Here is a 21,077-nt window from a genome sequence, read left to right as displayed (position 1 = left end):
AACTACTTTCCGTCCCTTGGAGTTAGATGCGTATCCGGAACTAAGCTGCTCGGCGCCTGACCAGGTTACGGGCGGCGATCGGGCCGCCGGCGCGCAGGGCGTCCGCCGCCCGCCGCCAGTCGCCGCCCGCCGCCGCGCTGACGAGCGGGCCGGCGTTGCTCAGCGCGTCGTGCAGCATCGAGAACGGGGCACCGGCGATCTCGGCGAGCACGCGGCCCTTGTCGGCGTCGGCGGCGCCGATGCGCGTGCCGGGGATGAAGCCCGACGACACGCGCGTCGCCACGCCGACGCCGGTGACCTCGTTCACGAGGCCCCGCATGACGGCGTCGGACAGGTCGGCGGCGCCGATGGCGTCAGATGCCGACTTGATGGCGTTGCGGCACGGCGCGGCGGCTGTTGAATGGCGAGTTGAAAAGTTGCTGCGAGATCACGTCGACAAGGTTCAGGATCTCCTCGGCGAACGGCAGGCCCTGCACGCCGGCCATCGCCGTCAGCCCGAGCAGCATGTACATGGCGCTCTTCGGCTCACCTTATACATCAGCGCCGCGGCTTCGATGATGAACAGCGGGAACGACTTGAACTGGAACATCAGGGCGCTGAGCGGGTTGTTCATTATGCCGGGGCGATTATTGACGTTGTAATTATTTTGCGTCTGATCCACCGTCTCGTTGGCGAAGCGGAACAGTTCCTGCCCCGAGAGTTTCTTGAAGGTGCCGTCCGCCTGCCTGACGCCGCCGCCCGTCGTGGCGATCCTGTAGGCCGCCATGAACGACGCCAGTCGGTTGGTCTGCTCGGCGACTCGGAACGGCGTCATCCAGACTTCGGCGGCGCGCTGGACGTTGCGACTCTGGGAGTACAGGAGCCCTGCGAGATGCCGAGCATCATGTGGGATCTCGGTGTCGAAATATGATCTGCCGCCGCGACGATGGCGGCGCGCATCTCCTTGCCGATGCCGGCGGCGTCCAGCCGGGCCGCCGTCTCTGGGTCGGGGGTTCTTCATCTTGTCCATGTCGCGCAAGACGTTGTAGTGCTGCCACGAGTCCTTCCTCGTCTTCAGCGACGTCATGGTGGCGTTCAGGTAGTCGGTGTGCGTCGGCAGGTAGGGCGTCAGCACCATGGGGATCGACAGCGTGTTCACGGCGGCGCCGGAGATGGAGCCGCCGATGAAGTACATGACGCCGGCCGTGCGCATCTTGGTAGCCCACTCGCTCTGCCTGTCCGGTACCAGTGTGGTATCCGCCATGGCGTTGGCGCGGTCGCGGTAGAACCCCGACATGGGGCCGTCCTGCTCCCACAGGTTGTGCGGCACGCCGTCCTCACGCCTGCCAAACGACTCGCCGACAGTGATGACGGGCTCGCTGGTCACGGCGTCGATGTCGGCGGCTACTTCGGCACCGTCAAGGGCGGCGTCGAGCACCGGCGCGAAGCGCGCGTAGGCGATCTCACTCGTCGTGTTGACGCCGAACTCGTGGAGCACGCGCATGCTGTCGCGGGAGAACCCGGCCAGGCCCTCGCGGCGCATCATCTGCGTGCTCACCAGCGAGTCGGCGTTCGTCATGGCGACGACCAGGCGCTCGCGTTCGGCCTGCGAGATGTCGATGCCCTGCCTGCGCAGCGTGCCCAGGAACTGCTCAAGCGAGACGCCGGTATCGCGTTCGTTCTGCTGCGCCTGCCCATCTCGACCTTCAGCGCGACGCCCGAGCGTTCGATCTCCTTGGCGTAGGCGAGGGCCGCCGTCTTCGCCTGACTCGGCGAGTTGAAGAACCCCAGGCCAGCCTTGACCCGCTTGCCGTCCGGCGCCTCCATGTAGACCTCGACGCTGTAGTCGCCGTACCGGCGCAGCGGCACGTAGCCCTGGTCGAGTAGCGCCGTCATCTGCTCCTGTCGGCTGGCCAGCCACTTCTCGTAGGCTTCGGCACCTAGTTGGCGCCTACGTGTTTCCTTCTGGCTGTCGAACTGGCGCCGCAGCACGGCGGCGATCATGCCGGTAGCCTGGTCGTACAGCTTGCGCTGCGCCGGCGTCAGCGTGTTGAGCAGGTCGGCGAGTTCCTGCGACGACGTCGAATACTTCTCCAGCGTGCGCGTCAGCATGACATCGAATGCTGCCTTGCGGTCGGCATCGGACGCCCGGTACCAGTCGGGGACGCGTTCGCGCACCAGTTGCTCGCCGAGTATCTTGCGGTAGCGACTGTACGTGTTGAACGCCTGGTAGACGTTCTTGAAGCCCCGCGACGACGCCGAGATAAAGTTCGGCGTCGACACGTTGTTCGTCCACCACCTGCCGATGCCGCCGACGATGTCATCTTTGGCGACGCCGAGCAGGCGCGTCAGCAGGTCGCTGGGGGCCTTCGCGTTCTCCACCAGTCGCGCGTACTGCTCGCCGATCTGCACGGCCTCCAGCTCGCCGCCAGCCATGCGGTTGCGCATCTCGACGGCGGCGCGGGAGAACAAGGCTTGCGTACCTGCATCATTTTTGTTATAGTTGGTTGGATAACCCTCTCGGAGCGCCTTATGTCTATCCAACGCAAGTGCGAGGTCTGCGATACTGAATTCATTACTTACCCCTGTTACATCGCCCGCGGGCATGGCCGATTTTGTAGCCGGAGATGCGCGACTAACTCCGCCGATATCCGCGCCAAGATCAGCGTCGCGAAGCGGGGGAAGAAGGCGCACAACTTCTTGGGCGCTGAGATCACGTGCGCGCAATGCGGGAAGAATTTCGTTGTCTCGCCCGGTCGACAGTACCGCATCAAGTGCTGTTCCAAGCTGTGTTCTAATCTCCATAAGCGCGTTGCCGAACCCGCTCGCTACAGACGCACGGAGATCAGCGGGGAGCGCCTCACTGACCATGCGCGGATCGCTTACGACCTGCTCGGGCGTGAGTTTATGGTCGGTAAGGATGTTCACCACATTGATGGGAAGCGCCTTAACAACCACCACGCTAATTTGATCGTGCTTGAGCATGGGCAGCATCGAAGCCTGCACAATACTCAGCGGCGTCTTAGCAAACAATTCACCGCCCTTGAAATCATCGATCAGTTTCTTAATGCTATCTGGCTTGGTAGCGACGCTGTACTCACGCCGGCTGAGTGAAGGCGCAACACCGGCTGCCGAGAACCTGATGTCAGGATTGTTGGGGTCGAAGGTGCCGACGTTGTTCACCGACTTGATCTGGGTCGGGCTGAACACGATGTAACTGTCCTTGCCTTTGTCCTCGAACTCGTTGCGATACACGATGCCGTCGTACCCCTGCGCCTTGGCCTTCGCTACGGCCGCAGTCCAATCCTCGCCTTGGTCTTTCACACGCTTCGGGTTCTGGAGCGATAGATACGCCTGTGTCACAGGCATAGGCTCCGAATCCGCATCTTCTGCATACTGCGTAGCCATGAGTTTCATGTGCTGCTCGGCTTCGGCTTCGGTCGAGTATCCGTCCTCGTTTATCAGGTCGAATGAATCTAGGCCCCCACTACTCCAAAACCATGCGGGGTTCCCTTGCATGTCTTCCCCCTTCTCGATGACCGCAGCCTTTATGAAATCGTCAACTCGCTTGCCGCTGTCCCGCATCTCTGCGGCCGCCTTCGTGCCGAAGTGGAACCCCTCTCCGTTGATACGCGGGACTCCGTCGTCGGCCTCGTCGAACATGCCGGAGTGATACACCACCAACGGCTTACCCTCGGCATCCACCACTTTGCTGTCGCCGAACCACCGGCGAAACTCCGGGCTCTGGAGGTAGTCAGCCGCCCGCGACTCGTACGCCGCCCGACCCTCTGGCGCCACCATCTCGCGTTCCGCCATCTGGCCGCTAGCCAGCGCCGCGAACACGTCTTCGATCGACTGGAACCCGAGCCCGTTGACGGCGTTGGCGACGCGCTCGAAGAACTGCTTGATCTTCTGCCAGGCGCGGGCGAGCGCGCCGTCAGCCTTGAACTCACCGCGCCGCCAGAACTCGAAGGCGTAGGCCCGCGCCTCGGCCGGGACGCCAGTGACTTCGTCGGTCAGCCGGGTGCCGTTCTCGCGGTCGTACTGCTGGAGCCTCTGCTTCAGTTGCTCGAACAGCGGCTTGCCGTCGCGCAGCGCGTTGGCGACAACCTTCTTCTCGCCGCCAGTCAGCAGCCAGTCCTCGGCGAAGTGGTAACCCTCGTGGTCGGCTACGCTCAGCCCCTCCTTGGCGTTGGTCGCCATGCTGATGACTGCCTTGAGCGGGCCGACGCGCGTGTAGGAGCCGATGTGACCACCCGGCGCGGCGGCAAAGGTCGACACCGTAAGTTCAGGCCGGTCGCCGATGAGACCGAGCAGCCGGGCGAGCAGCGCCGTGCCCTTGGCGCGCATGGCCTGCGTGTAGGCGTCCAGCGCCGCCGTCTTGGCTGCTGGGGATAGGGCCTCGAACTCGTCTTGGGTTAGGGCGGCGCGGGATTCGGAAGGTGCTTGTGTGGGGAGGTTGAGATCCCGCCAGCTCGTTACATTCCTGTCGTCATAGTCCTGACCAAACGCGACGCGAACCCTATTCGCTACCGTTTCCATCTGTCCGTCTATGATGATATCGCCCTTACCAATGAACCGCCCGAACAACTTCCGTTGCTCAGACGCGCTCATCTTGCCTCGCCACTTGCCCAAGACAGATCCAGTTTTCTCCTGAAGATAGAACGCTAAGTTAGCGGCATAGTCCTCTGTCGCCCCCTTCGAGAACTGAGTCCGCGCCAGCCCGACGCCGGCGTTCACGGCCTTGGCCATGTCGACGGCGTCGGCGGTCACGCCGAGGCCCTTCAACGCGGCCGGCAGGTTCTTGGTGACGTACTGCTGCGCCGCCTCGATTGACCCCTGCTTCGCTGCCTCTTGAACGACGCCGCGCATCGCCTTGGCGAACTTGGCGGCGACCTTGGCCTGCCCCTTGGGGGTCTTCGTCTTGGTTGCCGCCATCGTCGCGGCCAGCGGCTCGATCACCGCCATGGCGTTCTCTTCGACGGCTGCCATCTGTGCGGCGGCCTCGTTCTTGACGGCCTCTCGCGGCGCGCGCTGCTCGACTCTGGCAAGCGCTACTTCGCGGCGAGTCAGCGGCGGCGTGGCGAGGCTCTCCTCAGTCGTGGTGAGCGGCATGCCCTGCTCACGGAACAGCGCGTGGACGCCCTTCACGGCGCGGTCGACCTGCTCGGCCTCAGCCGGCGCCGGCAGGTTCGGGTCGGCGATGGTGTCGGAGCCCAGCGGCGCGGCGCGAGCGGCGATCTCCGGCTGTACCAGGTCGGGCACCGTGCCCGTGCGCTCGTACGGCGTCGGGGCGCCGGGATAGTCGATGGTGGGGAAGGTCAGTGGTGTTACTTCTTGGGCGGGCGCTTGCCCTTCGATTTGCAGGCCATTGGTATCTCCTTGCGCCCTGGGTTAGGCTTGTCGTGCAGTCTCTATCTGTGGAGTCAGCGCGTCCACCATGTTCCTGGCAGCGAACACCTGGCCGCCGAGTTCCTCGATCTGTGCTCGCGCGGCCTTGATCTGCGCCGTCGCCGCCTTCTTGGCTACCGTGAGTTCGCTCTTGGTGCGCCGCTGGCCGGGCTCCAACTTGGACTCGTTGTCCAACTCGGCGCGGGCAGCCACCAGCGCGTCGTGCTGTTGCTGGGCCTGCGTTACGGCCTGCCCCAGCGACGTCAGTTGTTCCGTCGCGGCGGCGTGCTGCGCCACGAGGTCGGCGTGCATGGCTTCGGGGGTGGGGGGCGCCGGTGCCGGTTCTGTGGCGGCGGGTGCCGCCGGCTCCGTGGGTGGCGCCACGACGGGCTCCGCTCCGGCTACCGGACGCTGCATGCTGTTTACGCCGCCTGCGATGCCGCCGGTCAGGACGCCCATGATGGCGCCCATCACGCCGGAGTTCAGGTAATCGCTGCTGGCTTCCGGCCCGGACAGCGGCTGGTTAGCTGACGCGCGTTCGATCGCCGACTGCGCGGTCTCCTGCCCGGCCTCGAACGCGCCGGCCCTGGCGGCGCCGACGCCTACATCCTTGGCAACGGCACCGATGCCGGCGGCACGCGGGGTCAGCGCGCGCTGGGCGGCACCCATCAGCCCCATCTGGCGGGCGAGGTACACGGGAACCATGGTGTCGAGGGCGCCGGCGGCGAGCGCGCCCGTAGCCATCTGGAGCATCGAGGCGTTATTCTCGGGCTTCAGTCCTTCGGGAGCGATCTGCCCGAGTTCCATGCCGACAGCCGAGGCGCCGAGACCGAGCCCGGTGCCGAGGTCGGCCGCCTTCACAGCCGACGCTATGGCCGCCTCTCCCGGCGTCGCTACGCCGGCGGCAGTCTTGGCTACGGCGGCAGCCTTCTCTGCGGCGCTGACGCCCGCAGCCGCCCGCGTGGCCCCCAGCGCGCCAGCCGCCAGCCTGCCGCCTACGCCACCCGCGACGGTTGTAGCCAACATCGGCAGTTGGTTGCCGACCGTGTACTTGACCAGATCAGCCGCCGCGCCGAGCCCCGGCCCGACTCCCTGATCGAACGCGGTGCCGACATCCTCGACCTGCATGCGGTACGGCGCGGCCTCGGCGGCGGCGCTCTCCACGACGCCGGCGCCGTAGTCTTCCAGCGGCTTGGCGCCGAGCCCGCGACCGGCGTACTGGAGAACGCCGCCGCCGATCGACTTGAGGTCGGCGACGCCCGTCTTCAGGCCGCGCCTGAACGGGCCGGGCTGCGGTGGCGGCTCGACCAGTTGGTCGATTAGAAGGTCGCCAACCGGGGTGTATGTAATCGGGGCAGCCATGTACTCAGCACCTAGCCCCGCGTGCCGCCCTGCTCTGCCAAACTCTTTGCCATCCTCGTGCGCTCGTCTTCAGTCGCCTCACGCAGCGGCTTGCCGTCCGTACCCATCAGGTATATTCTCCCATCAGACCCCTTACTGAAGGCCCCCTGCTGTCTGATCGGAACAGATCTGGGCACCCCCGTCCTCGACTATGACCATGTTCTTGTCGGCACCAATGGTAGGCTGATTCGCCAGCGGTATTTTAATGCGGTCTGCTGAGGCTTGTAGACCCGACAGGATCAGCCGGCGCTTTTCGAGATCGGGTTCCGCAGCAGCGATCCGGTTAAGTTCCGTCAATTTCGCCGTCTCGGCGCCCATCTTCATGATCTCCGGCAATTTCATCCCCAGCGCCTGCACTGCCGAAGCTGTAGCCGCATCCCGTTTCATGTTCATCGCGGCGCCGAAGAATGACGCCAGGCTGCCGGGGGCAGCTTGAAACCGCGAGGCGGCGGCCGGGGCGTTCGTCCTCGGAGCCAGGCTGGCCGCGATATCCTTTCGCCCGCTCTGCATCAGGCCGCAGCGCCTGTGAAGCGAGTCACGGGGCCGTTCGGCCCTGCGGTTGTGACGCCCGTATCTACTGGTGTCATCCCGTACGGGGCCGAGTTACCTGCTATCGCGGCGGCCGGAGCAGTAGGCGCGTACAGCCCCGAAGTTCACCATCTCTGGGCTGCTCGCATCGATCGCGTTATCCAATTTGCGCACGTCGGCTTGCGCCGCAGTCGGGGCAGTAAGCGGGGCCAACCCAAGAAGCGCGCGCATCTTATCCCCGGCGTCCGTAGACTGCGAGCTGACCGGCGCCGTGTTCCCGCCTAGCGCGCCGAATATGTTCTTCAACGTGACCCTCTGCTCCGGCGGAACTTCGGGGGAATTGCCATAGTAGTCGCGGTAATCGTATCCCGCGGTCGCGCCATATCCTGTAGCCATGATCGTTCCTTTTACGTTGACTGCATCGCAACCGAGAGCGTGCCTATCGACCCCATCAACTGGGTTAGGATTGCATAAAACTTCTCACTGGCGTAGTGCGCGCCTTCCGTCCTGAATTTGAGCGCCGCCACAGCAGCTTCCAGTTTTGCGCGGGCGTCGGCAATCGTCATCTCACTGATCTGGATATTCTGCTGGGTTGTCGACTTCAGCACTTCCTGCTGCAACGCGCTGCGCCCGAGAATTCCTTCATTGTACACCTTGGTGGCGCCAACTATCCCATTGAAATACTCGATCTGTAGCCGACCGGACTGGATCTGGCGGTCTATATCGACTTTGTACTGCTCCAACTGCCCTTGATACGCCGCCAGTTTCAGGCGCGCTTGCTCTGTCTCCTGCTGGAGTTTGCCGAGCTGTACCTTGGACTTGATCTCGGCGGCGCCGACCTGGCCGACGAACGCCCGCACCTGGGCTTCAAATGCCTGTACCTTCGCCGTCTCGCCCTCTATCTGCGACCGGTACATGCCAAACTCGGCGACCTTGGCCTGCACCTGCGCCGTGTAGGTGTCGACCTGCGATCGATAGGCTTCCAGTTTGATGCGTTCGATCTCCGCCTGCACCTTCGCGGCCTCCATCTGCACACGGAAGATGCCGACTGTCGTCTCCACGCCCTTCAATTGCGCCAGATACGTCTCGACCTGGTTACGCTGGAGTTGCGCGCCGACGTTCACCGCCTCTACCTGCGCACGGTATATCTCAGCTTTGGCCAGTTCGCCGCGGATCTTGTCGGCAAACACTTCGGCTTCCACGCGGTAGGCGTTCACGCGAGCACTGTACCGCTCCACGAGAGCCTTGAATATGGCAACGGAGAACTCTATTGTCAGCCGGGCCACATTCAGGGCGCGCTCCTGCACGGCGTTGTGGAAGTTGATGAGCATCTGCTCGACTTCCTTGACTTCGCGGATCGTGAACTGGCGGTTCTCGACGAACAGCTTCGAGCGTTCCAGCGTGATGTCTCGCGACACCGACGACACATTATCCTGCATCTCCTGATACGCGCGGTCGACGTAGACGCTCAGCTCTCCGGGCGGCAGCGGGAAGCCGCGCGCGGCCATAGCGCGGCCGGCGTCGCTGATCCTCGACATCATCGCCTCGACCTCGCGGTCGCGGGCGCGATTGAACAGCGCGATCTCGTCGGCAGTCTCGATGCCGTAGCCGCCATTGACCAGGTTGTCGAGGAGGATGGCTTTCAGGGGGTCGAGCAGGATGGAATCGTAGGCGGCCTCCGCGAACTGGAACTGCGCGGTCGGGGCGACCAAGTCATCCAGCGGGGGGATCGCGCTGAACGACGGCAGCGCTATAGACGGCGGATCAGGCAGTGCCAGCGCGGCAAACGTCGGCACTGCGGGGGAGATTGAGCAGCGGCGCAGTAGGTATCGTCGGCGACGTGAAACTCGGCGCGGCATTCGGGGAATTCGGGAGGTTAGAACTAGGGACAGCGGGGAAGTTCAGCGTCGGCGGAACCGCTGTCAGATCAGGCACGGCGACATCAGCGACGGTCGAGAACGACAACGTCGGGGGCGTGGGCACCGCAGCTGACACGATCGCGATGTTCGGATTGAATCCTACCTGCTGTAGAGTCATTGATGTGGGGGACAGTGGCGTAGTTGTACGCATCTGGGAGAATGGAGTCAATATTGAACCCATTCGAGAAGCTAACTTCCGTGGCTTCCAGAAGGGAATCCAGATAGCTTTGCGCCTGCTCAGTGAAGTCCGCAACAACCGCCTGCTGGGCGGCAAGATCCTCAGCAAATGCCATCATGCACCCCGATTCATGTAGTAAGACTCCTATGGCCTATGCTACATAGTATCATAGTTTTCGAGTCACAAAGGCCATGGCGGTGTCAGCCTTGTTAGGCGCCGGCACGCCATCCGTGACGTCTGGCAGGTCTACTTCAGTGCGCGTGAGCACCAGCCGGTTCACTGTCGTCGGCCTGCCGATGAAGTACCACGGCATGTCGGCGTGCCTGGCGAAGAAACGCAGCGTGCTCGCGTTCAGTCGGCACCCCGGCAGTTGCTGGAAGTCCAGCATCCAATACTCCTCGATATCGACTGCGTAGCTCATATCTGCGTGTTCCTGACCCCGTGGAACAGGTAGGTGTTCTGCGTGTTGTTCTTTATTACTGCCGCCCCTTCCGCATATCCGCCGCCGCCACCCTAACTTTGTCCATCGGCGCCGCCGTGGTATTTGAAGCCGGGTAGGCTCTACTCCACCCGAGAGTACGATCCACTGAAAGTACACATTTCGGCCACTTCTTACCGTCGAAAAAGAATTCCTGATTGATATACCTGAACACCAGCCCAGGCCCTGCAAAACCGACATCCCGACCGGCGGTTACGTCAACGCTGGTTTCCGCCCCGCTTACTATCGATGCACCATCAATGCCTATATCCTGAGTGCGCACCGTTGTCTGCGTTCTATAGGTTGCTTGCCCATTAACATTGAATATAACCCCATCTTGATCGGGAGTAATGTTCCCATAAACAACCTGATAGCGCTCCAAAAGATCGGCCAAGTATGCAGATGTGTACGCTGCGGGCGAATACAGATCCCCGTTCAGTAGTCCGACAGACCACAGAGGCGCCTGTACACCTGAAGACCCCGGGTAGGTGTACTCGCTATATGTATGATCTAGGTCAGGGTCGAGATAACTATTCCCGTAGCTTTGGAATGACACGTACTGATTGCTAGTAACCGGAGCCCCATTCTCAGCCAAGTACCACGCCTGCAATAGTGGTAGACATGCGGCTGTAATATCTATTACTGTCTGAATATTAGCCGCCCTCGCTATGGCTTCAGTACCGCCGCGCCATACGTATTCGTCATTCGCATATTGCGTGGCCTCCGAGTCCGCGTGACTCTTGGTAACTGTTTTGCTGTCGGTGCGGATCATCGTCGTGAACTGCCCGCCGGCGGTAGGGTACACGCACAGCGTCTGCTTCGTTTCGACGTGCTCGTACCTAGAATCCACAGCCGCGGCGGCGTCACGCTGGATCTTGGCTACGCATGCCGGTTGCGCCAGAGTACATACTGCCGTCGCGCAGTCGATGCTGAACACATAGGCTACCGCCGCATGCACGTTCTTGCTGCCGAAGTCCTGCCAATAATACTTGCTGGTCGCAGCCCCCAGCCCGGTTTCCAGAATGCCGGCGCACACCGAGCCGTCAGCACTGAAATGTGGGGCTTGGGCGAGAATCGACTCGTTAGACAGCGTGCTCGGGTTGATGTATGGCACTTCGATAATCTTTACGTCGAACGTTCCATCCTCGCGCTCGTCATACAGATAGAACCCGGTGAAGCTGTATGCCTCGAAGAACAGGTCTGGATTACCCTGCACTAGATTCGTCTGTATGGGGTCAACGAACCACCGCACGCACAGCACGCGCAGGCGCGGCTTGTCGTCGACCATGACCTCGCATGCGGCTGTCACGGGCCACGGCACCACCGCCACGCGCTTGCCATTACGGTAGACGGCGCAGTGACTGCCATACCCTAATTCTGGCTCGGTGACAGTGAAGTACCGATCTCCAAACAAATGAAACGCGCTATCGGGGCAGTATATGCTTCTGACCGCCGCGGGTAGTACGTGCGCTCGTATGCCAATTGTGTGTAGAACGTGCCGGCCGCCGAGGTCGAGAACTCCCTGTAGTCGTTTCCGCACGCATCCATACTTCCTATGCCGTGCCAACTTATCACGTTCGGCGAATCGCCGTACCACGTACTCGTCCCGCATACGCCCAACTGGGGTGTGTATGCGACCACATCGGTGTCCTTGTTTATCGTCGCGTGCATGACCAATCTGCCTGGCAGCCGATCGCCTACAGACAGCAGCGGGTGTTCGTCAGCGGTGGACTCAGTAACTCTGACCCCGCTTACTCCGTTCCTGTAGTTCTCCCGTACATCGTCTGGATCAGGAGGTAACGCGGACGCTACTGGATTGAACGTGAAGTCGAACCCGCCCGAAACCACGATGACCCTCTTCTCCGCGGCGCTCCTAGTGATGATGCATACTTTATCGTTGATCAGCAACGCCTTGCGCTCGCCGATTCGTATATTCTTGGTGAGCGCGTGCGCCTGCGCAGCCTCGTCGGCGTCCTCTTTCGCGCAGATCAGTCGTAGCCGTACGTTTCCCATGCCGCCTGCTACATCACCCGGCGGCGGAGCTTGGTCGGCATCACGAGCACGTCGTTCAGCGAGAAGTCGGCGCCACCCACGTTGGTCACCGAGAACTGCCAGAAACGTGATTTCGGCCCCTTGCCGACCGGCACGCGGCGCTGCTGTATGCCATGCAGGTGGTTCCAGTCGAGCGCGTAGGTTCGCGTGCCGCCCTCGGTTGTGATCGTGGAGAACCTCATGTCGCCGTCCGTGCTGTAACTGGTGTACGCGCGCGGCACACGCTTGTGCTCCGACGAGCCGAACGACTCCTGCCCAGTAGTCACTGTGCTGTTGATCGGCACGCCGGCGTCGTCGCTCTGTAGCCCGATCTCGACAAGCCCCGCCGGGCCAGCGGCGACAACCTTGCCATTGAACACGGCATAACTGTTGAACTCGAAGGCGTTGTACTCCGTGAGCGCACCGCGGCGCGTGTTCAGCGCCCACGTGCGATAGTTCGCCGATAGCGCCGCCACTACTGTCGCGCTGAGGTACGGCGGCGACGCGACGACGGATGCCATGACTATGTACGCCGGATATCCGGCTGCCGCCATGATAGGTGTGGCGGCGCCGAGGATCAGCGCCCCAACCGCGCCAGTCAGCGCCTGGGCTTGCAGCGTCGGGGCGCGGGCAAGCAGCGCCGCCTCGATTACGTTGCCAGCTGCTATGGCGGCGCTCAACTGCGGCGGCAGCGCCGCCATGTCCGCCGTGATGATGGCGGGGTTGATGGCGTCGGTCGACAGGAGCGGTGTCGCCGCGACTGCGGTGACTGTGACGACCCCCCCTACTAGGAGCGTAGTGTCAAACGTTGGTGCTGGTGCCGCCAAGTCTATGCTCGCCCACCCGATCTCAACTTGGGTGGCTGGGGCGGCGATATCTACCGTCACGTCAGCCCCAACAAGTGATTCGGCATACAAGATGGGTGCCGGAGCCGCGCACTCTACCTCGGTAGTTGGGAGATGTGTGATGCCCAGTATTGGCGCCGCCGACGATACATCGACACCATTCGACCCGGTATCTAGTGTGGGTGAAGTTGCAGATACTCCTACCGACCCTAGCGCTGCACCTATAAGGTAGGGCATGGTCCCTATCGCGCCTTGCCAGGTGCCAGATGATGGCATGGAACGCGCTGTCCAGGTGATGCCGTCCGGAGACGTATTGGCGTTCGTGGTGCCTGCTACAGCGCAGAACACCGACCCGTTCCAGGCTATAGAATTGCATCCGCTTACTGCCAGCGTTCGCGGCGTCCAAGTGATGCCGTCTGGAGACGTGGCTGCGGTCGTGCCGGTCTCCGATATCGCACAGAACACCGAGCCGTTCCATGCAATGTCGACCCAGTTAGTCGATGACGGAAGCGTTCTAAGTGTCCATGTTATGCCGTCGGGCGATGTGGCGGCATTGGCACTGCCGTACGCTATGGCACAGAACACTGAGCCGTTCCACGCTATCTCACGCCAATTCGCTGATGCCGGCAGCGTCCTTGAGGTCCAACTAGCCCCGTTAGCGGATGTGGCTGCCGCCGTGCCGCCGTACGCTATGGCACAGAACACCGTCCCGTTCCACGCCAGCGATATCCGGTGCCAGATGACGGTAGCGTCTGGGCAGTCCAGGTGATGCCGTCCGGAGATGTAGCCGCGATCGTGGTGTCTGCTACGGCGCAGAACACCGACCCGTTCCATGCTATCGACCGCCAATTCGAGGAAGACGGCATGGACTGCGCAGTCCACGTTATGCCATCGGGTGAAGTAGCGCAGGTGCCGCTGACCACCGCTATGGCGCAATATACAGACGCGTTGCGCGATATCACCTGCCAATTCGCGGAAGACGGCATGGATCGCGCGGTCCACGTTATGCCGTCAGGCGATGTGGCCGCTCCAGATCCGCCAAACGTACAGGCTACAAATTGGTCAGACATGACGCACGCTCCTTACCCCCGCCTTGTCTTAGGCAGGGTAGGAAGAATTATGCCGCGGGAACGGTGAAGTTGAACGCGCTCAGGGTCTGCACGGCGCCGTACGTGATGCTGGTGGAACTCATATTCATCTGAGCTCCAGACGTGGCCACGGCACCATCCATGCGAAGGTACACGGCACCCGAATCCAGTGCGCCGGCGTCAGACACGGACCCCTTGACTCGGAACCACCCGGCAGTCTGCGTGCCGACTGCTACTGCCGTGCCAGACCATGTCTGCGTCACGTCCTTGGTGATCAGGCCGGCGGCGGCGTTGTAGTCCATCTTGAGCCCGTTGACCGCATCCACGCCAGCTGTGCCGCCGCCGGTGCCGGAGCCGAATGTCGTACTGGTGACGGCAGAGGTCAGCGTAGTCGATGTGATCGTCAGCGCGGCGGAGTTCAGGAGCGCGCCGAGCCCCGGCACGGCGGTAAGCGTGATGACTGCCGTGCCGCTGTTCGTCGCCGTTACCCACTTGTTCTTGGGGTTGCGGTTGATCTTGAGGCATACGTCGGCCGCCGTCTGAATCAGAGATGTGTTGTACGCCGTCGAGCTACCCATGAGTTCCTTGCCGAGCAGCGTGAGGGTGTCGACAGACCCGGCCCCCGTACCGGACAGCGTCAGGACGCCCAGCGCTCGGGTTTCGGGGGTGAACGCGTCACCACTAGATGTGAAGGTGACGAGCAGCGTGCCGGTGACCGCGAGATCAGGAGTGGCTGGCTGCGAGCCCGTATAGACTTCGATTATGCCCCCATCTAGGGCGTCCTTCCATGAACCGGTAGACGCGATGAAATTCTGGAGGGCGGGAGAGAAACGTAGCGCCATAATAATTACTCCTTTTAGATGTGTGTTGGGGTGTATTGATTCAGTGTATCACGCCACCACGTTGCCGGCGGTCTCGGCGCCCTGCATAGTGCAGACGTATTGCCCGATGCCACGATGCCGGCGGGCTACGCCGGCGCCACGAGGTTGGATAGGGTAGGCGAACCGGTCTTCGGTCAGGTTGAGCACCTGCCCGCCCGGCTTGCCGACGCACAGGCCTCGCTGCGTGGCGAAGAACGCGACTTTACCAACGGTGCCGCCCTGCCCCAGCAGGTTGCTGTCGCCGTACGCCAGGGTGCCGGGGATCACGCCGTACTGGGCGATCTCCTGGTACCGCCACGCGTCGGGAGAGTCCCCCTGTATCCAGATCAGGCGGCCCGACGTCCCCACATACATGCCGCTGCCGTCCGGCATGGGGGCCAGCATGGTGACGTCGCCGCCGAACGGCACGGACTTGCGGAAGTCGAACAACTCGGGCGAGTAGGGCTCGCTCGGATACACGTAGTCGGCTGCCGCGACAAGCAGGTTGCCGTTGTAGTTCGCGATGACGTCGCCCGGTGGTGGCGGCTGGAGGAACTGCGTGATCAGCGGCGACGCGCCCGGCCGGATCGTGTCGATCAAGAATGTGGTTTGGGCGTTCGGTATGATGCCGACCTGGTACAGGGTCTCGCCGCCTACCGAAGTCGCGTAGATGGCCTTGAGCGCTACCGTGGGGTCGGCAGAGACCGGCACCGATGACAGCGATACGCCGCCGGTAGAGCCCAGCGTGATCGTGCCGGCTATCCTGGCGCTGCTCTCCTGACCGTCGCTGCGGAGGTACGTCACGGCGTACTGGTACAGCCCCGCCAGCAGGTCGCCGCCGACAGCAGCGGCTGCCGGCCAGCCGGGCACGGCGAGCCCCAAGATCGGCTGGCGCCGTTTTGCACGACGCCGCTCTCGACGCCATTCGACCAGAACACACGCTGGCCCACCATCTCGTAGGCAAGCGGCCTGCCCGGCGTCAGGCCGGCGCGCAGCGTCGTCGTGGTGTAGTCGGGGTTGATCAACTTCAGGGCGTCGCCGCCGACACCAGGCATACGCCGTCGTTCGCCCACACGTCGCGGTCGACAGAGGCGGTGACGACGGTCGAGAAGCCGCGACGACGACCGATGCCAAGGGCGTCGTCGATGTCCACGTTCAGCGCCGCCGTCAGGTCGCCGGGCGCGAACGCGTCGGCACCGACTGTGTTCCGCAGGCCGCGGAAGTTGTCGAAGGCGAACAGGCCCTCCTTGGGGTCTGGCGGCGCCGCGTTGCTGTTGTCCACCACTAGCGCCCCAGCGTTGCGGTGGCGCTACTGAATCCCCACCGATAGGTACTGGCTTCGGCCCGCTGGCGTTCCTGCCGGGCCTGCCGCACCACTTCGTCGAACGCGGTCAGCAGGCGTCGTCCTTCTACCTTCTGGTCGGCATCCACATTGGGTAAAGTAAGGGCCTTGCCTGCGGCGAATTCGCAGAGTTGCAGGTGGAATTCGGCGGGAACCTCTGGCTCGGCTTCGACGTCGTCAAGCGTGAGTTCGTTGATCGGCAGCCGCGCCACCTTCATCGCTACACGTAGGCCGTTCTGGGCCGACGTGGGTGGCGGAAACACGCGGACGGTGCGCGACCCCGCATCAGAGGCGATCGCGAAGGGGGCGCCAGACAGCGTGGCGAAGCCGCCGGCCAAGCTGGCTGCCATGCCGTACTCGACGGCGTTGAACACGTCACCGGGGTATGGGGTTCCCAGGCTCGTGTCGCGAAGCTGCGCGTCTTCCGTGCGGCCAAGAACGGCGGTCTGGTTTGCCGGCGTGCTGTCGAAAACTCTTAGAACACTGGGATGGAGATGGTACAACGACACGCCGGTGCGCAGCGTTATGATGCCGGCCGGCGCGACGCCGTACTCGACGATTGCCCACGCGCGTCTTGCGAGGATTCTGGCGGCTTCGTTGAACTGGCGACACAAAAACGCATCCGACCACAAGTCGTCGTTGTCGCCTTCCACGAGTTCCGTACGGTCGTCGAGGACTTCCGACGCACAGTACGCCAGCATATCCTCAAGCGTCATAACAGCTCCTTACGCCGCCAGAGCGGTCTCGCGCAACGCCTGATCCTTCTCGCGCTCCTGGAACGCCTTGTACTCTTCCGGCGTAGCCTTGCCCTTGACGGAATATGGGAAGCGCTGTACTGGTCGCGTGACGTACCCGCCCTGGCTCTGGATCGTTATATCTTCGACACATAACGCCAGGCAGTCTTCCACGAAGGCGTGCGGGACAATCACTTCCCTGCCGCGAGGACTTTTGATACAGGCCCCCAACGACAGCGGCACGTAGGGCAGGTCCTGCTTGTTCTGGCCGCGGAAGATCTCAATCTTGTCGTAATCCAGCGGGAAACCGCGCGTGTCGGTGGGCAACTCGACGTCGTCGCCAGACAGCACCTTCATACGCTTGTCGCGGGCCTCGGCGAGGAACTTGGCGTAGACGGCGTCCTCGTCGAACTCCTGCGCGGCCTGCGTTTCGGCTTTGATGCGGAGGCGGGCGACGCGCTGGGCTTCAGTCTCGTCGGCTTCCGGCGCACCGGTGAATTTGTCGTTCAGTTTGCTCATGATTCAGGCTCCTGTTTTTAGGTGTGTGGAGTCAATCTTCTTCGTTCGCCATGCGTGAGGCCTCGGCAAACGCACTTTCAAACTCTTGCTGCGGGACGCTCTTGAGCGCAGCCTCGATGATCTTGATCACGTCCGGCACCGTCGCCGCCGCGTAGCTCTTGGTCATATTGCCGGTGTAGGGGGCTGCACAGCTCTGCGCCGCCCTTACCACTACTCTTCTTCGCCGCCTTTTTCGCCGCCTCGATCGCGGGGAACGTCTGGCACGGTTACTTCAAACCCGTTCTCCAGACGTTCGATCGAGACGCGGTAGGTATCGGACATGGTTTAGCCTTCGGCCAACCACACTACCGTATCGTTGTCCGTGCAGATGCCGGAGTCAAACGTGACGGTCACGACGCCGCTCGGCGACGTGTCGGCCGAGCCGCCGGACTGGCTGACAGAGCCACCGGCGCCGGTGCGGGTAGCGACGACGATCTTGTCGTCGGTCTCAAGGGTGCGAGTTCCGGCGGCGACGGTTTCGAGGTAGTCGCCGGAGTTCATGCCCTTGTACCACTCCTGGGTGATGCGGTCGGTGATGTTGGTGATCTTGAAGTACGTCGGGACGAAGCCCAGCGTCAGCGTCATCACGCCGGCGGCGATTGAGGCGTTGTTCGTGGTGGACACGTCGGAAGCCGCCGTGTAGGTGCCGCTGATCGAACCCTGCGTGCGCTGGACGGGGCCGCCGTTGATGTTGGACAGATTGGTGGGTGTGGCCATGTGAATCTCCTAAAAGTTGGTTCGACGCCGGGGCCGAAGCCCCGTGCAGGGTGGATTACAGCGTGACGGCCACCATAAGACGATACCCCCACAAATCGTTCAAAATCAACGATGTTTGTGCGCACTTCCAACCCAGCGTGCCGCGCTGGTTCAGCGGGTCGGCGGTGCCGGACGAGCCAGGGTTGTGGGCGATCAGCGACATGGCGTTCGACCCCTTCAGCGGCACGATGCCATAGAAGTCCTTGCCCATGTAGATGACCGGATACACGTCGGCGAAGCCGCCGGTGTTGCGCATCGTGGTCGAGGCGCCGCCGTACACGCCGGTCGCGCCGAGGTACGGCAGAACAACACGCTGCGGCAGTACCGCACGTCCTCGACGGGGCCGTGCTCGCCAGGGAACAGCTTGGTCTGCCCGGGCGTACTGCTTGGCCGGGATGTAGCCCTGCATGTTGCGGATGTCGTTGGTCACGTCGGGGTGATGGATGGCGACGAAGCCGGCCTCGACGGGTTCCGTGCGGAAGTCCGGGCTGGACGACACGACCTCGTTGATGTATTTGCCGCTGGCGCAGCAGGGCGGCGGTCGCCGTGCGCTGCGCAGCCAGGGTGATCGGCGTATTGACGGTCGTGATGCCGCCGTTGGCGTAGCCGACCTGCGTGCCGGCCTTGATCTTGTTCCAGCGCAGCGTCTCGACTGTCCAGCCGCCTGCTGCATGCACAGCGACGAAAACCTTGAGCAGCGGATCTTCGTGGGTGTCCTGCATGAAGCCGAATACGGGATGAAGTCGCCGAATTCCTCCAGCGTGGCCGTAGTCAGTGATGGTCGGCTTGGTGCCGCTGGGCGTCACGCCTTTCGACGAGCGGGCCGTGGTAGCCAACGGCAGGGCTTCGTAGCGCCGGAACTTGGCGACGTTCGTCGAATTGGTAGGCATCACGAACGTCTGGCCGAACTTCTCCAGAACCATGTCGGCGTCGTGGCGCCTCAGGAGGGGGGGGCAATGGCATACGCTGCCGTGCGATTGGAGATGTCGCCGGACGTCAGAGAGCGGTGGTCATGGTGTTTCCTTTCGGTGAGTTTGGGTGTTGTTAGCGTCCTCTGCCGGCTCACCTATGGAATCGGCATGATGCGGTCGGTCTTAGGCGTCGTATCCTTGCAGCTCGATCAGGAACTTGCCGGCTGTGTACGTGGCGGTAAAAGCTGGCGGGCGCCGCCGGTCAGTACAGATACTGGCTCGTCGCGGCCGGCTGAGCAATCGCCTTAACCAAAGCCAGAGTCCAGTTGCCGCCAGCAGTGATCAGCGCGGTCTCGGTGAGGGCGGTGACGCCGCCGTCGAACACGCCGGTGCCTTCGGTGGCGGAATACAGGTCGATGTCGGCGACGCCGCCGGCGGGGACTTCAAGGCAGGTCATTCTGCCGCTGAGTAGCGTGCCGCTGGGGGCGACGGAGACCTGACTGATGTGCGCCGGACTGGTGCCGACGCTGATGATGTCGAGGTCAGTAGTGGATGACGCCGTGCCCGTGAGATCGATGAGGATCGTGGTGGTAATGAGTCCGTTGTCTTTGTGACACTGGATCGATACACGGTGCCGGTACCGAAGTGATGACCCAGCTTCGAGTTGCATCGGTGCCGGCGAGCACTTGGCGCAGAAGCCGTTTTACCTCGGGGTCAACGAGTCGCTGCGGTAATGTCTTTTCCGGTCAAGGGATGGTAAGCGCCACGGGAGATCTCCTGCGTTAGGTTAGGGTCTGATCATTCATATAACCAGTATTCCACCTTTACCTTTTTGTGCAGGGTTACTTCATGGCCGCCACGGCCCCGGCGAAAGCCCCCGCGAAGTCATTGGGGTCCGGAAGCCTCGGCGTCACGGCGACGCGCCGCGAGCCGACCGGCGTCAGGTCTTCGGCTCCAGCAGGAGGCGGCTTCGGAACGGGCGTTGGCGCCGGTGCCGCCGGGGTAGTGATGCCCGCCGACCGCTTGTAATCGTTCACCAGTGCAATCACGTCCTGCGTCGTACCGCGGTCGTACACCGCCTGCGCGCCAGGCTGCGCGTACGCCGGCAGCGTCTTGATCCACGCGGGCACCTTCGCGATCACGGTCGTAGCTCGCCGTGCGCGGCGTGCAGGGCGGCGACGTGGGCCTGGCTGGCTGATGTCGTCACTGTGTTCTCGACTGGCGCCAGCCGGGCTTCCATCTGCTCGGCGAACTTCTGCACGGCCTTAGACTGCGCCGGCGTTTATGTCGCGGTCGATCGAATTTGAGGCGGGCGTCGACGGCCTGGCCTCGCTCGGGAACTCCTTCCTGAACTGCTCCAGGTCCGCGACTTCAGTCCCTGGTCGGCGCGTAGGGCGTGATGCTCTCCGTGTCTTCCCGCGCCCCGCCCCCGCTTCCGGCGTTTCTGCTTGTGCCGGTCGGGTGCGGGGGCAGGTACCGGCGGCGGGGGTGTTACTGACGCCGGCGTTTCGACCAGCTCAGGGGCGGCCTCCGGTGCCGGCGCTTCGACTGGTGCCGGTGTTTCGATCGGCGCGGGCTCAGGTGCCGGCGCGGGCTCAGGTGATGGTGCCGGCGCGGGGGCTGCATCCATTGCCGCCACGACCTCCGCAAATGCGGCGTCAAAATCATCGTTCTCGGTTGCCATGTCATGCTCCTTGTAGTTGTTTGATGGCGGGGCCGTCGTCGATCAACTTTATCAGCCGGGCCACGACGCGCGCCTCGCCTTGTTCTCGGATCAAATCGTCGCCGACCATGCCGACCCACTCCGTATTGATGCGAGCCTGCCGCGCGTACAGCCAATCGCGCATGGCTTGCAGACCTCCTTCGTTCCGGCACTGGAAAATGTTCAGCTCGGTCTTGTGCTGTTCCTGCCTGATCACGCTCATGTCGCCGCCCCTGTCGTCGACCTGCTCGCCACCTGCCGCGCCGTATCGGCGCCGTGTGCCGCCGTCAAGGCCTGCGCGTGCCCGACCTGCCGTCCCGTGTCGGCTGCATGCGCCGCCACCAGCGTTTTTGGCCGGTCGACGCTGTGCTTGTTG

General features: G+C 63.0%; 27 protein-coding genes. 3 read left to right on the top strand and 24 right to left on the bottom strand.

The features are described from left to right. Nucleotides 1-40: 40 nt before the first annotated feature. From IPM06_17040 to IPM06_17020, 5 genes are all read right to left on the bottom strand, one after another. Nucleotides 41-307, bottom strand: a complete 267-nt coding sequence (locus IPM06_17040) for a hypothetical protein (protein ID MBK8772111.1) — start codon at nt 305-307, stop codon at nt 41-43. A gap of 46 nt (nt 308-353) precedes the next feature. Further along, nucleotides 354-512: a hypothetical protein gene (locus IPM06_17035; GenBank protein ID MBK8772110.1), complete on the bottom strand. Its 159-nt coding sequence runs from the start codon at nt 510-512 to the stop codon at nt 354-356. Continuing rightward, nucleotides 491-1,558, bottom strand: a complete 1,068-nt coding sequence (locus tag IPM06_17030; protein ID MBK8772109.1) for a hypothetical protein — start codon at nt 1,556-1,558, stop codon at nt 491-493. The genes IPM06_17035 and IPM06_17030 overlap by 22 nt, the downstream gene beginning before the upstream one ends. Next, complete coding sequence (locus IPM06_17025) at nt 1,555-5,244, bottom strand: hypothetical protein (protein ID MBK8772108.1); 3,690 nt, start codon at nt 5,242-5,244, stop codon at nt 1,555-1,557. The genes IPM06_17030 and IPM06_17025 overlap by 4 nt, the downstream gene beginning before the upstream one ends. A 129-nt stretch (nt 5,245-5,373) precedes the next feature. Then, nucleotides 5,374-6,396: a hypothetical protein gene (locus IPM06_17020; protein MBK8772107.1), complete on the bottom strand. Its 1,023-nt coding sequence runs from the start codon at nt 6,394-6,396 to the stop codon at nt 5,374-5,376. A 6-nt stretch (nt 6,397-6,402) separates the two neighbouring features. On the opposite strand from IPM06_17020, the gene IPM06_17015 reads away from it, so the two are divergent. Further along, nucleotides 6,403-6,693 carry a hypothetical protein gene (locus tag IPM06_17015; protein ID MBK8772106.1) on the top strand — a complete coding sequence of 97 codons (291 nt, stop codon included), beginning with the start codon at nt 6,403-6,405 and terminating at the stop codon, nt 6,691-6,693. Between the two features lie 171 nt (nt 6,694-6,864). Here the strand turns inward: IPM06_17015 and IPM06_17010 are convergent, their stop codons facing one another. The 8 genes from IPM06_17010 to IPM06_16975 form a co-directional block, all read right to left on the bottom strand. Beyond that, nucleotides 6,865-7,281, bottom strand: coding sequence for a hypothetical protein (locus IPM06_17010; GenBank protein MBK8772105.1), 417 nt, complete (start codon nt 7,279-7,281; stop codon nt 6,865-6,867). 93 nt (nt 7,282-7,374) lie between these two features. Further along, nucleotides 7,375-7,695: a hypothetical protein gene (locus tag IPM06_17005; GenBank protein MBK8772104.1), complete on the bottom strand. Its 321-nt coding sequence runs from the start codon at nt 7,693-7,695 to the stop codon at nt 7,375-7,377. 11 nt (nt 7,696-7,706) lie between these two features. Continuing rightward, complete coding sequence (locus IPM06_17000; protein ID MBK8772103.1) at nt 7,707-9,095, bottom strand: hypothetical protein; 1,389 nt, start codon at nt 9,093-9,095, stop codon at nt 7,707-7,709. Between the two features lie 146 nt (nt 9,096-9,241). Then, complete coding sequence (locus tag IPM06_16995; protein ID MBK8772102.1) at nt 9,242-9,514, bottom strand: hypothetical protein; 273 nt, start codon at nt 9,512-9,514, stop codon at nt 9,242-9,244. A 48-nt stretch (nt 9,515-9,562) separates the two neighbouring features. Next, nucleotides 9,563-9,817 (bottom strand): hypothetical protein, encoded by a 255-nt coding sequence (locus tag IPM06_16990; GenBank protein MBK8772101.1) that lies wholly within the window; start codon nt 9,815-9,817, stop codon nt 9,563-9,565. Nucleotides 9,818-9,872: 55 nt separating this feature from the next. After that, nucleotides 9,873-11,162: a hypothetical protein gene (locus IPM06_16985; GenBank protein MBK8772100.1), complete on the bottom strand. Its 1,290-nt coding sequence runs from the start codon at nt 11,160-11,162 to the stop codon at nt 9,873-9,875. 83 nt (nt 11,163-11,245) lie between these two features. Beyond that, nucleotides 11,246-11,887 carry a hypothetical protein gene (locus IPM06_16980; GenBank protein MBK8772099.1) on the bottom strand — a complete coding sequence of 214 codons (642 nt, stop codon included), beginning with the start codon at nt 11,885-11,887 and terminating at the stop codon, nt 11,246-11,248. 8 nt (nt 11,888-11,895) lie between these two features. Next, entirely contained in the window at nt 11,896-12,732 is an 837-nt protein-coding gene (locus IPM06_16975) for a hypothetical protein (GenBank protein ID MBK8772098.1), read from the bottom strand. 292 nt (nt 12,733-13,024) lie between these two features. Here IPM06_16975 and IPM06_16970 point away from each other — a divergent pair, with 292 nt between their 5' ends. Next, nucleotides 13,025-13,519, top strand: coding sequence for a hypothetical protein (locus IPM06_16970; GenBank protein ID MBK8772097.1), 495 nt, complete (start codon nt 13,025-13,027; stop codon nt 13,517-13,519). A 348-nt stretch (nt 13,520-13,867) separates the two neighbouring features. Here the strand turns inward: IPM06_16970 and IPM06_16965 are convergent, their stop codons facing one another. From IPM06_16965 to IPM06_16935, 7 genes are all read right to left on the bottom strand, one after another. Continuing rightward, nucleotides 13,868-14,680, bottom strand: coding sequence for a hypothetical protein (locus tag IPM06_16965; protein ID MBK8772096.1), 813 nt, complete (start codon nt 14,678-14,680; stop codon nt 13,868-13,870). A gap of 48 nt (nt 14,681-14,728) precedes the next feature. Further along, the gene (locus IPM06_16960; protein MBK8772095.1) at nt 14,729-15,580 is read right to left on the bottom strand and encodes a hypothetical protein; all 852 of its coding nucleotides are present in this window, start codon (nt 15,578-15,580) and stop codon (nt 14,729-14,731) included. A 145-nt stretch (nt 15,581-15,725) separates the two neighbouring features. Next, nucleotides 15,726-15,980, bottom strand: coding sequence for a hypothetical protein (locus tag IPM06_16955; GenBank protein ID MBK8772094.1), 255 nt, complete (start codon nt 15,978-15,980; stop codon nt 15,726-15,728). A gap of 2 nt (nt 15,981-15,982) precedes the next feature. Further along, nucleotides 15,983-16,756 (bottom strand): hypothetical protein, encoded by a 774-nt coding sequence (locus tag IPM06_16950; protein MBK8772093.1) that lies wholly within the window; start codon nt 16,754-16,756, stop codon nt 15,983-15,985. Between the two features lie 9 nt (nt 16,757-16,765). Beyond that, a complete protein-coding gene (locus tag IPM06_16945) occupies nt 16,766-17,293 on the bottom strand; it encodes a hypothetical protein (GenBank protein ID MBK8772092.1) in 528 nt (175 codons plus the stop codon). Between the two features lie 324 nt (nt 17,294-17,617). Next, nucleotides 17,618-18,049, bottom strand: coding sequence for a hypothetical protein (locus IPM06_16940; protein MBK8772091.1), 432 nt, complete (start codon nt 18,047-18,049; stop codon nt 17,618-17,620). 55 nt (nt 18,050-18,104) lie between these two features. After that, a complete protein-coding gene (locus IPM06_16935) occupies nt 18,105-18,587 on the bottom strand; it encodes a N4-gp56 family major capsid protein (GenBank protein ID MBK8772090.1) in 483 nt (160 codons plus the stop codon). On the opposite strand from IPM06_16935, the gene IPM06_16930 reads away from it, so the two are divergent. Continuing rightward, the gene (locus IPM06_16930; GenBank protein ID MBK8772089.1) at nt 18,532-19,308 is read left to right on the top strand and encodes a hypothetical protein; all 777 of its coding nucleotides are present in this window, start codon (nt 18,532-18,534) and stop codon (nt 19,306-19,308) included. The genes IPM06_16935 and IPM06_16930 overlap by 56 nt on opposite strands. On the opposite strand, the gene IPM06_16925 is transcribed toward IPM06_16930, so the two are convergent. The 4 genes from IPM06_16925 to IPM06_16910 form a co-directional block, all read right to left on the bottom strand. After that, nucleotides 19,262-19,669, bottom strand: coding sequence for a hypothetical protein (locus IPM06_16925; GenBank protein MBK8772088.1), 408 nt, complete (start codon nt 19,667-19,669; stop codon nt 19,262-19,264). The two genes, IPM06_16930 and IPM06_16925, sit on opposite strands and share 47 nt — an antisense overlap. A gap of 172 nt (nt 19,670-19,841) precedes the next feature. Next, the gene (locus tag IPM06_16920; GenBank protein MBK8772087.1) at nt 19,842-20,129 is read right to left on the bottom strand and encodes a hypothetical protein; all 288 of its coding nucleotides are present in this window, start codon (nt 20,127-20,129) and stop codon (nt 19,842-19,844) included. A gap of 555 nt (nt 20,130-20,684) precedes the next feature. Further along, nucleotides 20,685-20,924, bottom strand: coding sequence for a hypothetical protein (locus IPM06_16915; GenBank protein MBK8772086.1), 240 nt, complete (start codon nt 20,922-20,924; stop codon nt 20,685-20,687). Beyond that, a partial coding sequence (locus tag IPM06_16910) for a hypothetical protein (GenBank protein MBK8772085.1) occupies nt 20,921-21,077 on the bottom strand: 157 nt, incomplete at its 5' end. The genes IPM06_16910 and IPM06_16915, both read right to left, overlap by 4 nt.

Source organism: Hyphomicrobiales bacterium (genome assembly GCA_016710435.1).
In the GTDB taxonomy this organism is placed as follows: domain Bacteria; phylum Pseudomonadota; class Alphaproteobacteria; order Rhizobiales; family Aestuariivirgaceae; genus Aestuariivirga.
Note: the sequence above shows the minus strand (reverse complement) of the source record. Positions and strands in the feature narration are given on the sequence as shown.